At 62.1% G+C, this 15960-nt stretch carries 13 protein-coding genes and 1 pseudogene; 1 reads left to right on the plus strand and 13 read right to left on the minus strand.

Annotation, left to right across the window (positions count from 1 at the left end):
* Positions 1 to 68: 68 nt before the first annotated feature.
* On the minus strand, positions 69 to 692 hold the full coding sequence (locus ACLFKU_RS25540; RefSeq protein WP_410850925.1) for a hypothetical protein: 624 nt from the start codon (positions 690 to 692) through the stop codon (positions 69 to 71).
* A 1068-nt stretch (positions 693 to 1760) separates the two neighbouring features.
* Here ACLFKU_RS25540 and ACLFKU_RS25545 point away from each other — a divergent pair.
* Positions 1761 to 2330, plus strand: a complete 570-nt coding sequence (locus tag ACLFKU_RS25545) for a hypothetical protein (RefSeq protein ID WP_410850926.1) — start codon at positions 1761 to 1763, stop codon at positions 2328 to 2330.
* 604 nt (positions 2331 to 2934) lie between these two features.
* Here ACLFKU_RS25545 and ACLFKU_RS25550 read toward each other — a convergent pair.
* From ACLFKU_RS25550 to ACLFKU_RS25605, 12 genes and pseudogenes are all read right to left on the minus strand, one after another.
* Positions 2935 to 3927 (minus strand): TRAP transporter substrate-binding protein, encoded by a 993-nt coding sequence (locus tag ACLFKU_RS25550; protein ID WP_368584257.1) that lies wholly within the window; start codon positions 3925 to 3927, stop codon positions 2935 to 2937.
* A gap of 116 nt (positions 3928 to 4043) precedes the next feature.
* Positions 4044 to 4130 (minus strand): annotated as a pseudogene (locus ACLFKU_RS25555) (IS5/IS1182 family transposase); the annotation flags it as partial.
* Positions 4131 to 4279: 149 nt separating this feature from the next.
* Positions 4280 to 5299: an ABC transporter substrate-binding protein gene (locus ACLFKU_RS25560; protein WP_410850927.1), complete on the minus strand. Its 1020-nt coding sequence runs from the start codon at positions 5297 to 5299 to the stop codon at positions 4280 to 4282.
* A gap of 33 nt (positions 5300 to 5332) precedes the next feature.
* Positions 5333 to 6241 (minus strand): SMP-30/gluconolactonase/LRE family protein, encoded by a 909-nt coding sequence (locus ACLFKU_RS25565; RefSeq protein ID WP_410850928.1) that lies wholly within the window; start codon positions 6239 to 6241, stop codon positions 5333 to 5335.
* 57 nt (positions 6242 to 6298) lie between these two features.
* Positions 6299 to 7285 (minus strand): ABC transporter permease, encoded by a 987-nt coding sequence (locus ACLFKU_RS25570; RefSeq protein WP_410850929.1) that lies wholly within the window; start codon positions 7283 to 7285, stop codon positions 6299 to 6301.
* On the minus strand, positions 7282 to 8247 hold the full coding sequence (locus ACLFKU_RS25575; protein ID WP_152853071.1) for an ABC transporter permease: 966 nt from the start codon (positions 8245 to 8247) through the stop codon (positions 7282 to 7284). The genes ACLFKU_RS25570 and ACLFKU_RS25575 overlap by 4 nt, the downstream gene beginning before the upstream one ends.
* Entirely contained in the window at positions 8244 to 9725 is a 1482-nt protein-coding gene (locus ACLFKU_RS25580; RefSeq protein ID WP_410850930.1) for a sugar ABC transporter ATP-binding protein, read from the minus strand. The genes ACLFKU_RS25575 and ACLFKU_RS25580 overlap by 4 nt, the downstream gene beginning before the upstream one ends.
* 70 nt (positions 9726 to 9795) lie before the next feature.
* Positions 9796 to 10830, minus strand: coding sequence for an ABC transporter substrate-binding protein (locus tag ACLFKU_RS25585; protein WP_368584253.1), 1035 nt, complete (start codon positions 10828 to 10830; stop codon positions 9796 to 9798).
* Positions 10831 to 11289: 459 nt separating this feature from the next.
* The gene (gene xylB, locus ACLFKU_RS25590; protein WP_410850931.1) at positions 11290 to 12750 is read right to left on the minus strand and encodes a xylulokinase; all 1461 of its coding nucleotides are present in this window, start codon (positions 12748 to 12750) and stop codon (positions 11290 to 11292) included.
* 47 nt (positions 12751 to 12797) lie between these two features.
* On the minus strand, positions 12798 to 13691 hold the full coding sequence (locus ACLFKU_RS25595; RefSeq protein WP_410850932.1) for an AraC family transcriptional regulator: 894 nt from the start codon (positions 13689 to 13691) through the stop codon (positions 12798 to 12800).
* A 54-nt stretch (positions 13692 to 13745) separates the two neighbouring features.
* Entirely contained in the window at positions 13746 to 14915 is a 1170-nt protein-coding gene (locus tag ACLFKU_RS25600; protein WP_410850933.1) for an ABC transporter ATP-binding protein, read from the minus strand.
* A 3-nt stretch (positions 14916 to 14918) separates the two neighbouring features.
* Positions 14919 to 15953, minus strand: coding sequence for an NAD(P)-dependent alcohol dehydrogenase (locus ACLFKU_RS25605; RefSeq protein WP_410850934.1), 1035 nt, complete (start codon positions 15951 to 15953; stop codon positions 14919 to 14921).
* Between the last annotated feature and the right edge of the window lie 7 nt (positions 15954 to 15960).

The following is a 15960-nucleotide window of genomic DNA, read 5'->3' on the forward strand; positions in this document are numbered from 1 at the left end:
GTGGCTCCAATACGCCGATCATCGAGTGGCCCGATTGCGCCGATCATGCACTGGCTCGATTGCGGCGATCATCCGGTGGCTCGATTACGCCGATCCCGGAATGGCTCGAATATGCCGGTCAGTGACAGCGTCAGCTCCAGGAAGCCAATCCTGCCGGAACCAGTACCATGAAACTGGAATTGGAGGGGGATTAACCCAAAGCTACCCGCCGCCCACCACACCGATGTCAGTATGACCAATGCAGCCCATGCCCCGTGCATCTGCTCGACCGCGTTGACGTCCGCGTGCTTTGGAAGCGCCATGGTCCTTTTCAGTAAATATATTGCCATGGGAGCGGCCATCCCCCACAGTCCGAAGATCCAGGCCACACGGAACAAACGATAAATATCCGACGCCTTGATCCAATAGTCGGGTATTATCCAATAGCCAGATTTGAGCTCGAACAAGCTTCCTAACAGCGCCAACGCCATCCAATATACCGCTCGACGAGACAGTGATTCCAATAAATCGCGTTTGACGCGGAGATTCTGCTCGGCACTGAGTGCCGCAATCGGCCCTCGGACAAGATCAACAAGTTCACCGAATCTGCGGCACGCGATTTTGTGAGCTGTTTTGCTTGCGCTCAGTGACATTCTGGCCCCGGGTTTTTCGCCCACATCAGAATCACATCGAGTTTGCGTACTGGACGCCATCGAAGGCCTCCTCGGAGGGTCACGCTCAGCATACGCCCATTGTGTTAGCGGTCCACGAGCACGTCGATGGGAACAAGTGTTCTGTTACATGCCGAACAAATGTATGGTCCACGTGGCGGAAGCCCGCGGGAGATTTGTGCCCGCGGCGCCGGGGGCCTGGAGCACCGCCCGCCCAACGCGACGTTCGGCACTGGCAGCGCGTTTAACGCGTCGACCTGCATCCATTCCCAGCGTGTGCGTGTACTCTTAAGAAGTCACTGTAACGAGTAGTCGCAAAGCGACACCGAGCATTTGTTCGCTCACTAAGGAACATTTGATGCCGAACATCAAATAACCGATCTCACTACAACTGATGGGATTGCTCCGCAAAATAATGCAGCATAATTCGACACAAGGGGGGGTGTAATTCACCGCGCGATATTTCAAATTCTTCTCTTTTCGCACGCATATTGCGAAAACCGCACTGTTATCGAACGGTGGGGACACGCAGTGCATACACGCGCACCGTCGGTTTTCCGAACTATCGTTGGGTTAATCGGGGCGCCCCCTTGTAGACACCATGTGCCGATCTTTCCAGCTCAAGTGTCGTTACCGACCTCGTTTTAATCCTGATGCCGAGATTAAAGTGAACCCACCCCATATCCAACGCATGCTCGAACCGACAGCATCGCGAATACGCATATACGGATCATCCGTGCATCGGCAACTGATGTCGGCTGCTACGTCCTCCGGCTAGGCCAAAGCAGCCGCCGTAACTGAACCTGATTTCCTACTGAAGGAGGTAAGCCATGAAGACGACAATTTTCGCGTCTGCAGCGCTCTTGGGCGTTCTCTCGCTTGCGAGCTTGGCCCAAGCTCAGGATGCATCCACGCAACAAGATGAGCAACCGGCATCGACCAATGCTAGCAGTAACTCCGGATATGGCGGGGTTTCAGGGAGCACAAGTGCAAGCGGCAATATGGATCGCTCGGTGTCGGCTACCTGCGGTCATCTACCGAAATGCAACGCCGACAGTGGTCACTAGATACTTATTTTGTGACTGAATCGGCAAAAGACAGGAGGCGAAGATGACTGGCAGGCTACTGAAAGAAGCCGCAACCGCCTCGATTATCTTGGCGTCACTGAGCGGTGTGGTCCAGGCGCAGAATCACGCATGCACAACCGCGAGCCTGAGGGGCGCATACGGCGTCAAAGTCCACGGAGAGGCGCTCGGCATCCTCACGGGGACCGCACCGAGTCAGATGCTCCACCGGTACGCCACTCCCACTGTTATCGACGGCGTTGCCCTTGCGAAATTTGATGGTGCCGGAGCCGGCACACAGATTGACTATGCCATGCTCAACGGCACAGTCAGGCCGGGCTCGCCGCCCGATTCATTCCAGGACAACGAAACGCTCACATACACCGTGAATGCGGATTGTACTGGCGACCTGCGACTCGACTTTCACAATGGGAGCACGCTTACGCAAAAAATGGTCGTTGTCGACAACGGCAATGAGATCTTTGGTGTCACGAGCGCTCAGCATATAGCTAGCGGCGCGCCCGCGCTTGACGGAACAAAATGTGACATGGGATGCGAAGTCGCCATTCAGGTAAGCACTCATTTCGTCAAGGTCAGCCAGGCGAACCAGCGCTGAAGTCGTTTTACACCTGGCCGTCACAGCTTGCCCCCCGGCATTCGCAAGTGTGAGTGACGCGTGCAGTGGTGCATGCTCGGTGCGTTGCCCACATTGAATGGTCGTCTTATGGGTAGTCGAGATGGCCCATCTCAGCCCGCTGGTTGCTGCCCTAAAAGGCCGGTCGGGGGGCGAGGGCAGCAGTGGGTTGTGCTCGCTCTGGAATTGCGCTCACCTGGCAAATCGGATTTGACGGAGGCTTGCGTAGGAAGGGTCAGTGCGTCGGAAAAAACCGGAAGAGGGGAATACTCCTGGCAGATCTCACGATTCCAGAAAGTTTGCAAATGGAGCATCGATCTCATGTTGCAGGTCTGGCAGCGCTGGGAGCCATCGCTGGACGATGCAGTCTGCGAATGGCGTCTGAATGGATCTCGCTGAACACATCCCATGCCCATACACTCTCATTAATTTAATCACTGGTCGGTGGTTCTATCCTCAATGAGATGTTTCCGAGAAAAGCTGTTATGCGGCAGCTGGAAGTCGTTACGATTGGCACCCGTTTCTATTGTTGCGCTACAGGTCCCGCGAAGAATCTCGCGGGACCATTGCCGCCAGGGAGCGAGACTTACTTGATCGCCTGGATCTCGTCGACGATCTGCTTCATTTCGGGGGTCTTTTCGTACTTCGCCCACACCGGCTGGGTCGCCTTAACGAACGCTGCACGGTCGATCTGCGCTGCCGGGATGATCGTTGCGCCACCTGCGGTGACGGTCTTCTGCGCTTCGGCTTCACGTGCGGTCCACAACTGCTGATACACCGGCACCGAGTCGGCCGCGGCCTTCTTGATGATCTGCTGCTCCTGCGGCGACAGCGTGTCCCACACCTTCTTCGAGAACACCAGAACTTCCGGCGTCATCGTATGCTGGGTTTCCGAGTAGACCGTGGCGACTTCGAAGTGCTTGCCTTCTTCATAAGTCGGGAAGTTGTTTTCTGCGCTGTCCACGATGCCGGTTTTCAGGCCCGTGTACACCTCCGCGGTCGGCATCGGCGTCGGGATGCCACCCATCGCCTTGATTTCGTCGACAACCAGCTCGGACGGCTGGACGCGGACCTTCAGGCCCTTCATGTCCGCCGGCGACTTGATCGCCTTCTTCGCGTACATCGAGCGCGCGCCGCTCTCGTAGAACGTCAAAGCGATCATGCCCTTCGCCGTGAACGCGTCGAGGATCTTCTGGCCTTCCGGGCCGTACATGACCTTGCGGAAATGATCGATGTCACGGAACAGGAACGGCAGCGACGGGATCATGATTTCCGGCACGATCTCGGTGAATGAAGCACCGTTGGCACGCGTCATGTCGAGTGCGCCAATGCGGACCTGGTCGATCGTGTCTTTCTCCGAGCCGAGTGCGCTGTTGCCGAACACCTTCACGGTGTCCTTGCCGTTGGTCGCCTTGCTGATTTCTTCGCCCATATGCTTCACCGCCACATTGGTGGGGAAGGTGTCGCCGTGCACCTCGGCAACGCGGAACACGCGCGCTTCAGCCGACATCGCGCTGAAGGCCAGCGCCGCAGCTGCGACGATCATCGAAACACGGGGAAAGGCAAACTTATTGTTCATCGTGCGAAACTTCTCCGGTTGGGGGTTTGTAATTTATCGGGTATTTTCCATTCGTCGACTCTGTGTAACCCGCCACGCCGCGAAGCAGAGTCTCTCCGGCCTAAGAGACAGTTTCATCAAGACTGCTGCACGCGCTGCAGAGTGTTCCAGCAGATCAGGCAACAGCCGAGTTTGAGGAAAGCTTCGTGAATGTCAGCACGACGCCCAGCCGCGCCGTCGCGCGGCTGAAGCGTTGCCCAAAACGATGCTCGCATAGCCGGTAGCCGTCAAAGACACCGGTGCGGCTCCTACGATCCGGGCGTCGTCTGTGGCTCAGAGCGATGGCCGTGTGGGTGCTCGAGGCGCCTCCAGCTTACTTCTTCCCATCAATCACTGCGACCACCTCGCCGCGCGTGTATTCCTTGTTCGCCAGCGCACCGGCCGGCGTCTTCGCGAGCACCGCATCGAGTTCTTCCGGCTTCACTTCGAGCACCGGCATCCGGATATCGTGCGGCACCTTCTCGCCGGCCAGAATCTGCTGCGTCACCCAGAACGCGAACGTCGACGCGCCGGGCGGAATCGTCACCGACATCGTCTCGTAGCCGCTCTTCTTCTGATCGGCCCACCACGCGAGTTCTTCCTGACGGTTGCCGAGGATGATGATCGGCGTCGGCCGTCCCGCCGTCTTGATCGCCTGCGCGGCGCCGAAGCCGTCGCCGCCTTGGGTCACGACGCCGTCGATCTGCGGCAAGGTCGGCAGAATGCCCGCGACCTGCTTTTGCGCGACCGTCTGTGTCCAGTCGCCGTGGACCGAGCCGACGATCTTCAGCCCGGGATACTTCTTCAACTGCTCGACGACGCCCTGGTGGATCTCGTCGTCCACCGACACGCCCGCGAGTCCGCGGATCTCCAGCAGATTGCCCTTGCCGTTCAAACGCTTCGCAAGGTAATCGACCTGCATGCGGCCCATGCCCTGGAAGTCGACCGCGATTCGGTACGCGCAGGGCTCGGTCGCGATTCCGTCGAACGACACGACCGTCACGCCCGCTCCGCAAGCCTGCTTGATCACGCCATTGAGTGCGGTCGGCGAAACGGCGTCGACGACGATCGCCTTGTAGCCCTGCAGAACAAGGTTCTGGATCTGCTGGACCTGCTCGGTCGCCTGGCTTTCGGGAGTCGTGAAGCTCGGCGCGGCCGCGACGATCTTTTGCTTGACCGCGGGGTCCGCGACGTTAGCCCAGCTCTTGAGCATCTGCTGGCGCCAGCTGTTGCCCGCGTAGTTGTTCGACAGCGCGAGCTTCTGCGACGAGGTGTCGCCCGTCGCGACCTGAGCCGAGGCACTTGCCGATGCGGCGGCGATGCACAGCGCTACGGCGATTGTTGTCATCTTCATCTTTGTCTCCGGTTGTTTTGATGGTGTAACGCTTCAACGCTCCGCGCCGCGCACCCCGACGTAAAGCGAATAAATCGACGAGGTCGCCGCGATGAACAAGCAATTGCGGTTGATCCCGCCGAACGTGAGGTTTGCGACTACCTCGGGAATGAGGATCTTACCGAGCAGCGTGCCGTCCGGCGCATAGCAGTGCACGCCGTCTTCCGCGCTGGTCCACACGTTGCCGTGCTCGTCGACGCGCATGCCGTCCGGGACGCCGCTTTTCATCCCAACCAGCACCCGTCCATTGCGCAAACGTCCGTCGCCCGCCACGTCGAACACACGGATATGACGCGGCGCGTCGTCGTCGTGCGACGCGGCGGAATCCGCGATATAGAGCCGCGATTCTTCCGGCGAGAATGCGAGACCGTTCGGCTTCACGAACTCGTCGCTGACGAGTTCCACTCGTGCGCTGTCCGCCGACACACGATAAACGTTGCACCGGCCGATCTCGCTCTCAGCGCGATACCCTTCGTAGTCGCTGAGGATTCCGTAGTCCGGGTCTGTGAACCAGATGTTGCCGCTCGAATCGACGACGACATCGTTCGGTGAATTGAGCCGCTTGCCTTCGTAGTGCGACGCGAGCACGGTCACGCTGCCGTCGTGTTCGGTGCGCGTCACGCGCCGCGTGCCGTGCTCGCAGGTGACGAGCCGGCCTTCGCGGTCGCGCGTGTTGCCATTGCTGTAGTTCGACGGCGCGCGAAACACGCCGACGCCCATGCCCGGCGCCCAGCGCAGCATCCGGTTGTTCGGTATGTCGCTCCAGACGAGCAGGTCGGTCGCCGGGAAATACACCGGTCCTTCGGCCCACAGGCTCTGATCGGTGACGCGCGTCAGGAACGCGTTGGGCTGAAGCAGCCGCCTGAAACGCGGGTCATGCACTTCGTAGTCGCTGGATTTCATGTCCCCTCTCGTTTTTTGTGGAGATTCGAAAAGCAGTTCATGCGGGTTCGCGCGGCTTCACCGCACGGTCTTTCCGCCGGCCGCGACCGTCACCGCGACGATCAGCACGCCGTAGACGATCGCGCGCACACCCGCGTCGGCGCCGAGCGTATTGAGCGCGGCGTTGGTGAGGTACAGGAACATCGACGCGCCCCACACGCCGACGATCGTCGCCTTGCCTCCGGCGACCAGCGTGCCGCCGATCACGACCACGGCGATCGAGATCAGCATGTACTCGACACCCATGTCGAGCGACGCGCCGCCCGAAGTCGCCGCGAGCAGCAGCGCGGTGAGCGCGGCGATCATCGAGCACAACACGTACGCGACGCAGCGCGTGCGGTGCACGTCGACACCGGCGAGCCACGCGGCCCGCGCGTTCTGCCCGATCGCCGAAAGCCTGCGGCCATACACCGCGCGATGCAACAGCACCGCGAGCGCCGCCGACAACGCGAGCGCAAAAAGCGCGATGTACGGCACGCCGACGAACCGGCCGGTCGCGAACGCGCCGAGCGCGGGCGGCGGCGGCGGCAGCTGCCGGCCTTGCGTGATCGCGATCGACTGGATGATGAAGCTCGACGACAGCGTCGCGATGATCGGCGGAATGCGCAGCAACCGGATCAGCAAATAATTCGCGAGGCCCACCGCGACGCCGACGCCGAGCGCGGCTGCGACGCCGAGGGCGACGCGCGCGTCCGATCCGCCCATCACGTGCATGCCGATCACGCCGGCGAGGGCGATCGTCGACGGCACCGAGAGGTCGATGTTGCCGACACCCGACGTGATCACGAGCATCTGTCCGAGACCGACCAACACCATGAACACGCCGTACGTGAGCGCCGTTTGCGCGACGTTGCTGGCGATGCCGAAGCCGAACACGCCGACGATGCCGAACCACACCAGCACCGCGCCGACGAACGACCACGCCCACGGCGCCTGAAGTTCCCTCAAGCGCGTGAAGACGCCGTCGCCGGCACCGATCGCGCTGTCCGAAGTCTGCGATTTCATTGACGCTCCCCGCGTTGAAGCAGCACGCGCAGCGACAGCACGATGATCAGAATCGCTCCTTGCATGCCGACCTGCCAGTCAGCCGAAATGTTGAGGAAGGCGAGGAACGATGCCGCAAGCGTCAGCGTTATCGCGCCGAGCACGGCACCGATCACCGACACGCGTCCGCCGATGAATTCGCCGCCGCCCAGGATCACCGCCGCGATCGACAGCAGCGTGTAGCGCAGCGCGAGATTTGCGTCGGCGGAGGTCGTGAGGCCGAGCAACGACAGCCCAGACAGCACGCCGAAGATGCCCGCGATCCCGTACAGCGTCGCCTTGCTGCGCACGAGCGACCAGCCGAAGCGACGCATCGCGCGGGGATTGCCGCCGGCGCCGCGAATCCGCACGCCGGCCGAGGTGCGCATAAGCAGCACATGGCCGATGATCGCGATCACCACCGACCACACGATCGGCGCCGCGATCAACGGCGTCTGGTAGTTCATCGCGGTGCCGAGCCAGCCGGGGCTCGTGCCGCCAGGCGAAGGCAGCAGCACGATCGCGAGGCCGCTCCACACGAACGAAAGCCCGAGCGTCACGACGATCGACGGGATTTGCCGCAGCTCGATCAGCGCGCCGACGGCCGCATACGCCAGCACGCAGCCGACCAGCGCGAGCACGCCGAGCCAGGGCTCTTTCGCGAGCAGCGTCGCGCCGATGCACGCGACCAGGCTCACGAACGAACCGATCGACAGGTCGAGATCGTTGACGGTGATGATCGCGAGCTGCGCGAGCGTCGCGAGCACGATCGGCACCGCGAGATTGAGCAGCAGGCTGCTGCCGAAGTAGCTCATCACCGCAGGCTGCATGATCACGATCGGCACCAGCACCGCGATCAGCGAGATCGCCGGAAGCAGTGCGCGCAGGCGCGCCTGAGTGTTTTGGACAGTGAAGCGTTCGACTGTAAAGCGCGCGGGCGTCATGCGGCCTGCTCCTCGAAGCTCGCCGCAAGCAGCGCTTCTTCCGTGCATTGGTCGGCAGAGAGCACACGCGTGACCGCGGCGGAGCGGAAGACATACGTGCGGTCGCAATGCGACAGCTCTTCGTTTTCGGTCGTGTACCAGATGAAGGTGCGGCCCTTGTGCGCTTCGTCGTGCACGAGCTGATAGATATCGCGCTTCGTGCCGACGTCGACGCCGCGCGTGGGATCGTCCATCAGGATCAACTCCGCGTCCGACGCGAGCGCGCGCGCGAACAGCACCTTCTGCTGATTGCCGCCGGACAGCGACAGAATGCCCGCGTTCATCGGCGCGCCGCGTATGCCGATCTTCGTGCGCCACGCTTCGACGAGCGCGCGCGCCGCGGTGCGATCAACCAGACCTCGCCGCGCTTTCGCGCCGCCGAGTAGCCACCGCAGATCCAGATTCTGCGCAATCGACCAGACCGGAAACACGCCGTCGCGGCCGCGGTCGCCCGCGACGAACGCGGCCTTCACGCGGGCGGCGCCGTGACGCGTCGCGGCCTCGTAGATCGCGAGCAGCGCCTCCGTCTGCCCTTGTCCGGCGAGTCCCGCAAAGCCGACGATCTCGCCGCGCGATGCCTCTATCGACGTGCGCTTATGTGCGCCGACGTTCCAGCGGAACGCGCGTTCGCCGCCGCGCGCGTTGCTCGAGCGCGCGGCCGTGGGGGTCTTGTCCGCTTCGAGCTGCTGGCCCATCGCCTGGATGATCGCCGCACGGCTCGACGCCTCGCGCGGCAACACGCCGACGATGCCGCCGTCGCGCATCACGGCCACGCGATCCGCGACACGCTCGATCTCGCCGAGCATGTGCGTGATCAGTACGCACGTGATACCGCGTTGCGCGGCGCGTCGCACGAACGCGAGCAATTGATCGGCGGTATGCGCGTCGAGCGATGAGGTCGGCTCGTCGAGAATCACGAGCCGCACCGGTGTGTCTGTCACCGTGAAGCCGCGCGCGATCTCCACCATCTGCTGTTGCGTGAGCGTCAGGTCGGAAACCAGCTCGTTGCCCTTGAGCCCATTGCCGGGGAAGATTTCATCGAGTTTCTCGCGCATCAGCGCGGTCGCCTCGCGGCGCCAGCCGCGCCCGCGCAATTGCGGATGCACGATCGTCATGTTCTCGGCGACCGTCAGGTTCGCGCACAGCGACAACTCCTGGAACACGCAGCGCACGCCCGCATCGCGCGCGGCGTTCGCGTCGTAATGCGGCGCGGGCTGGCCGTCGACGACGATGCGCCCCTGCGTCGGCGGATAGACGCCGGCCAGCACCGCCATCAGCGTGGACTTGCCGGCGCCGTTGTGTCCCGCGATCCCGACGCATTCTCCGCGCTGGAACGCGAAGTCGATGTCGGCGAGCGCGCGTACCCGGCCGAAGACCTTGCCGATGCCTTCGAAGCGAATCAGCGCGCGCTGCTGCTCGATGCTTGATGTTGCTCCCATTCACATGCCTCCATGCCTGGCGACGCGAACTGCCTGCTCGAATTGCTTGCTGGGATGTGACCGGACGCGCTTACTTCTTGTCGAGCAAGGCCACGGTCTGCGGTAATGTGTAGGTCACGTCGGCGAGGCCGCCGGGCGGCGTCGCTGCGAGCTTCGCCGGCAATTCCTGTTCGGAGATTGCGAGCAGCGGCACGTTGATCGTTACGTCCTTCGGAATGTGCTTGCCGGCGAGCACCTGCTGCGCGACCCAGAACGCGAACGACACAGCGCCCGGCGGGTTCGACAGCGAGCGCGACTGGTAACCGGTCTTCGCCTGCTCGTTCCACCACTGGAGTTCCGGGTAGGTGCTGCCGATGATCATCGGCGGCGTGGGTCGATTGGCTGCCTTGAACGCCTGCGCGATGCCGAACGACATCTCGCCTTCGGTCGCAACACCATCGACTTGCGGCAGCGTCGGAAGAATGCCCGCGACGGCCTTCTGCGCGACCGACTGCGTCCAGTCGCCGTTCACCGAGCCGACGAGCTTCAGGCCCGGATGCTTCTTCAGCCCTTCGAGCACGCCTTCATGCATCAGGTTGTCGACGGAGATGCCGGCCACGCCCCGCACTTCCAGGACGTTGCCTTTGCCGTTCAAGCGGGTCGCCAGGTAGTCGACGCCCTGTTCGGCCCAGCCCTTGAAATCAAAATTGACGCGATACGCGCACGGCTCGTCGACCACACCGTCGAACGACACGACGACGATGCCCGCCGCGCATGCCTTCTTGATCGTACCGTTGAGTGCGGTGGGCGACACGGCGTCGATCACGATCGCGTTGTAGCCTTGCAGGACCAGGTTTTGCACCTGCTGCGCCTGCTCGGTCACCTGGTTTTCAGCGGTCGTGAACGCGGGCGCGGCGGCGATCTTCTTGTCGCTCACCGCCTGTTGCGCGACCGTGTTCCAGCTCTTGAGCATCGACTGGCGCCACGCGTTGCCCGCGAAGCTGTTGGATAGCGCGATTTTCTTTTGCGACGTATCGCCGGGGGCGACCTGTGCGTGCGCCGCGCTGCCGACCATGCACGCTGCGAGCACTAGCGCGGCCCTGACATCGATTCCTCTACGGAACATTCTGTCGTCTCCTATGGTTTTTCTTCGCGACATGACGCGGCTTCACTGGCAGTGCGCCGCTATCGGTCTGTATTGATCGCTGCCGCGGTCAGGCCAATTATTCTGGTCAGGCCAATTGATCGCGGAGCCAGTATAGCGACTGGTTTTGGCGCGTGCAATGCGGTTGGTTACCGGTAACGAATTTAGGACCGAATCAGCGCGGAGACGATAAAGAGCCATCGCTTTGAAGCGGAAAAGAGAAATTGCACCATGAAAGGCAAACCGCGAACGTCGTCGACATAGCCGAATTGCTGTCGGAGTCCCGCGCTGCTGGGCTTGGAAGGACAAGACACCGGTCCATGGCCAGCCGATCCTCTCGAGCTACGTCGAGTCGGCTGTCAACCAGGTGGTCAGCAAGCGTTTCGTGAAGCGGCAGCGGATGGCCAGGCGCATGCTTCGCGCCTGATGTCCTCGAGCCGGTCAGGTACGAAACTCGGATTTCAATGCCTGATAAAGCCGCCGATACCGTGCGAACCGGTCTCCCAGCACGCTCCGAAGCGCCGGGTCGGGTTCATATCTTTCAACGACGGCCGGCGCTTTGACCACGGCAGCAAGCGTTTCCCGTTCACATGCAAGACGAGCGAGGCGACCTGCTCCAAGTGCCGCGCCGAGTTCGCTGCCTTCATTCCGATTGAGTTCGAAGCCGAGTGCGGAAGCACAGAGTTTCCCCCAGAACGCGCTGCGCGAGCCACCGCCCACAAACGAGGCGGCGCTCAGCGTCGTTCCCGCAGCCTGCAACGCGGCGTATCCATCCGCCATCGCGAACGCGACACCTTCCATCACGCTGTAGGCGAGATGCTGAGCACCGTGCGCTGACGTCATGCCATAGAAGATGCCCTTTGCAGTGGCATCGTTGTGCGGCGTGCGTTCTCCGTTCAAATAGGGCAGAAAAATAGGCGCTGTGGCGCTTTGTCCCGAAGGTGCGATCTCGATCAGTTCGGCAACGCTGCTCTTAAGCAAACCGGACAGCCAGTGCAGGCTCGCCGCTGCGCTGAGGATCACGCTCATCTGATGCCATTGCTGCGGCACGCAATGGCAAAACGCATGGACCGCCTGCCCCGGGTTCGGTGCATAGCCGTCGGTCGCGGCGAAAAGCACGCCTGATGTCCCCAGCGACAGAAACGCATCGCCCGGCCGGGCAACACCAATGCCAATTGCGCTCGCGGCGTTGTCACCTGCGCCGCCACAAACCGTCACGCTGCCGTCGAGGCCCCACTCGCGCTGAAGTTCTCCCCGCAGTTGGGCTGCAGGCTCGCTGCCTTCAACCAGCCGAGGCATGTTCTCTCTCGACATACCGATCGCGGAGAGCATGCGGTCCGACCAGTCCCGTTTCGCGACGTCGAGCCAGAGGGTTCCCGAGGCGTCGGACATGTCGGAGGTAAACTCGCCAGTCAGGCGCCATGCAATGTAGTCCTTCGGAAGCAGCACCTTGTGCACGGCACGAAAGACAGCGGGCTCGTACTTCGAGAGCCAAAGCAGCTTGGGCGCCGTGAAGCCCGGCATGGCCTGATTCCCGGTGATACTGCGGGAATCGGGCACGAGCGCCTCGAGCTCCACGCACTCGGCGTATGCGCGTGTGTCATTCCAGAGGATCGCCGGACGCAGAACATTGCCACTGCGATCGACTAGCGTTGCACCGTGCATCTGGCCGGAGAGGCCGATGCCGCGCAGCGCCCCGAACACGCGAGGGTGCTCGGCGCGGATTGCCGCTATGGCGTCGAGCGTGGCGTTCCACCAGTCCTGAGGGCTTTGCTCCGACCAGAGGGGGTGAGGATTGTCGACACGCAGTCCAGCCCGGCTGCTGGCGATGACGTTCGAGTCGGCATCGGTGAGCACTACCTTCACCTCGGACGTACCGAGGTCGATTCCCAGATAACTCAAGGTGTATTCCCAACGGTGAGTAGGCGGCCGCGCCGCCTGGCATGGTCTCAGGCCGCAGCCTTGTGTTCGCGTGACGGAGCGTCGTTGAGTCGGTGCAACGCGCGAAACCTCGAAGGCGGAATCCCTTTTTGCGTGAGAAACTGCCGGTTGAAGTTTGATACGTTATTGAACCCAACGCGGTAGCAGATCTCGGTCACTCCGAGATCCGAACACATGAGCAGCTCACAGGCTTCATTCAGGCGCAGCCGATTCTGATACTGGATGAACGTGCAGCCGGTGTGACGTTTGAAGAAACGCGTAAAACTGCTGACGCTCATGCCCGCCATTTCTGCGACGTCGACTTCGCGCAGGTTTCCGGCGAGATTCTGCTGGATATAAGACAGTACCTGGTTGATGGTCGACGACATATAGCGCTGCGCACTGACGTTGTACGCCGGTCCGGCGAGCAGCTTCCTGCTGCTGCAGGCGATTAACTGATCGAAGATCGACATCAGCAGCATGACGCGTCGCGCACCGTGCGCACCGGAGAGTTCCTGCATGACAGGGGCGATGGCGAGGCCGAGTGCGTCCGGAAACTGCATGCCTTGCGACGCCTGGTCAATCAGCGCCATCACAGGACTGAGTTCGGCAAACGCCGCGACCATCCTGTCGACAGCATCGCGTGAGAACTGCAGCACGAGGTCGCGGGACGGCACGCTGGCACCGCCGTCGCTGTCCGTCACCCAGTTATGCGGCAGATTCGGGCCAGTCAACACGATATTGCCGGGTTGGAAGTCGCCTATGTGGTCCCCCACAAAGAACTTCCCCGAGGAAGCACGGATCACGTGCACTTCGTATTCCGGGTGGAAGTGCCATTTCGCGACCGTATGCGGATAGTCGTGCACCCAAGCCCGAAAGGACTCGTCCTGACGGGTATGGACCAACTCGAGATCCGGATTCATTGTTCTCGCCTCCACAGCAACTCTCACTTCGCGTGACATGCGCGCGCTTGCACGCTAATGTACTCCGAGGCCGGACGCCGCGTGCAGGCGCGCGGCGGGTAGGGGCGCCGCCGCCTCATCTGCCGGCTCGAGCGAAACATTTTCTCCGGTCGCGACGTCGAAAACATGCAGATCGCGTTCGTGGAACGCGAGCTTGACGTGATCTCCGGTATGAGGCGCGGCACTCGCCGGAACCAGTGCGGTTACACGTTCACCCGAGCAGTCAACGGTAATGAGCGCTTCCGCGCCCAACACTTCAACGAGCTCCGCCGCACCGTTGAGCACGAGATCTCCGTCCGTTGTCCCGGATTCTGGAATCCGTACGAAATTAGGCCGGACTGCCAGTTTGATCGTCTGCCCGTCCTGCAAGCGCCGAAAACGGTTCGCGCGTAGCTGCCAGTGACCGGCGGCAGACGAGACAGTCACTCGCTCGCCTGTGCATTGCACGGAGCCATCGAGAAAGTTCATCGCGGGCGTGCCGATAAAACCCGCGCCAAAAATCGTGCGCGGATACCGGTAAAGCTCGGTCGGCGTGCCTTCCTGCTCGATGTGACCGCCTCGCATCAGAATGACGCGGTCGGCTAGCGTCATCGCCTCGAGTTGGTCGTGCGTCACGTAGACGGTGGTCGTTTTGAGGCGCTGATGCAAGCGCTTGATGTCAGTGCGCAACTGTGCCCGCAGCTTGGCGTCGAGGTTCGACAACGGCTCGTCGAACAGGAAGACAGAGGGCGTCTTGATCATCGCCCGGGCGATGGCGGCGCGCTGCTGCTGGCCACCCGACATCGCGCGCGGCTTGCGTTCGAGCAGGGCGTCCAGATTCAGCAGGGCCGCCACTTCGCGCACGCGGCGGTCGATCTCCGCCTTGGGCGTTTTGAGGCGCCGCAGGCCGAAGGCAATGTTCTCGTACACGCTCATGTGCGGATACAGAGCATAGTTCTGAAACACCATTGCAACATTGCGCTCGCGTGCAGGCACATCGTTCACTACCCGGCCGCCAATCGACAGGCTGCCTCCGGAGATTTCCTCCAGCCCCGCGATCATGCGCAGCATCGTCGATTTGCCGCATCCCGACGGCCCCAGCAGCACGACGAACTCGCCTTCGTCGATGTGCAGGTCGAGAGGATGCAACACCGGCTGCCCCCCGTCGTACTGCTTCGTCAGTCCTTCGCAGACAATATTCGCCATGATTCAGTCCATTTCGATCTGGATCTTCACGTCCTCGGGCCGACCGGCTGCGGCTTCCTCGAACGCCTTGATGCCTTCTGAAAAGGCGAATTTGCGGGAGATGAATGGATCGACGTCGATCATTCCCGAACTGATCAGGGCCAGCGCCCGCGGGAAAATATTCGCGTAGCGGAACACGGATTCGAGCCGGATTTCCTTCGCTTGCATGGCTACCACGTCCAGCGCGACCGGGCCTGGCGGCATGCCCACCAGCACCGCGCAACCGCCCGGACACACCAGATCCAGCAGTGTTTCGAAGACCTTCGCGTTGCCCGACGCTTCGAACACGACATCGGCGCCCCAGTCTTCGGTCACCCGACGCACCACGTCGACGAGCGATTGCTCGGCGGCATTCGCGGTGGTCACCGCGGGATTGCCGGCGAAATGGCGCAATTTCTCTTTCACGACGTCTGCCAGGATCACGCGCGACGCGCCGCCCGCGAGCGCCGCCAGTGCCGTCATTGCGCCGATGGTGCCGGCGCCGATCACGACCGCCACGTCGCCGGGCTTCATGGCGGCCTTCGTGGCCGCTTGCAGTCCGATCGACAGCGGCTCGACGATCGCCCCTTGCGCGAACGAAACATTGTCGGGCAGGCGGTAGGTGAACGCGGCTGGGTGAACCACGTAGGGTGTCAGGCAGCCATGCACCGGCGGAGTGGCCCAGAATCGCACAGCAGGGTCCAGGTTATAGAGTCCGCGCATGGTCGCACGCGAGTCGAACTGCGGCACGCCGGGTTCCATGCAAACCCGGTCGCCTACCTTCAGGTGGCCCACCTCGCTACCCACCTCTACGATCGTGCCCGATGCTTCATGACCGAGCACCATAGGTTGCTCGACCTTGAACGGCCCAATCCGGCCGTGCGTGAAGTAGTGCACGTCACTCCCGCACACGCCAACGGTATGAATGCGGACCTTGACGTCGCGCGGCCCGACGGCGAGCGGCAAATCGATGTCCCGCAGGCTCAGGCGTCGAGCTTCTTCCAGTACAAGTGCCTTCACGACATTC

The sequence above is a fragment of the Paraburkholderia sp. EG304 genome (genome assembly GCF_046543485.1).
Classification (GTDB): domain Bacteria; phylum Pseudomonadota; class Gammaproteobacteria; order Burkholderiales; family Burkholderiaceae; genus Paraburkholderia; species Paraburkholderia youngii.